1 protein-coding gene is annotated in these 369 nt (G+C 37.9%); it reads left to right on the top strand.

The features are described 5' to 3' along the window. Nucleotides 1-148: IS1 family transposase (locus Xind_RS19820; protein WP_222941735.1), on the top strand; the 148-nt coding region annotated here is incomplete at its 5' end. Between the last annotated feature and the right edge of the window lie 221 nt (nucleotides 149-369).

Below are 369 nucleotides of genomic sequence, written 5' to 3'. Positions count from 1 at the left end.
AACCTTCACTCAACGTATTGAGCGGGAGAATTTGACGTTGCGCAACCGACTTAAGCGACTCAATCGTAAAACGTTGGGTTATTCTAAGTCACCGAAAATGCATGATAAAGTCATCGGGACTTTCATTGAACGTGAATACTATGTTTAACACAAATCAACGGATTGAATACGTGACCTTGTGTCACATTTAATTGTTTTGCTGATTCCGTCAAATTAAGTGTTCTCAGTATTGATATTAGAGCGGGTAGTAATTTGTAATTATTCAAAGTGTAAATAAGCTTTCATAATAACGATACACTCATTTTTCTCACTCCCGGCTGTTGCCCTGATGAAAAGGCGGTCATAAATTCTTCAACGCACACTAAGAGT

The sequence above is a fragment of the Xenorhabdus indica genome (assembly GCF_014467235.1).
Lineage (GTDB): Bacteria > Pseudomonadota > Gammaproteobacteria > Enterobacterales > Enterobacteriaceae > Xenorhabdus > Xenorhabdus indica.
This window is presented reverse-complemented; position numbering and strand designations above follow the sequence as displayed.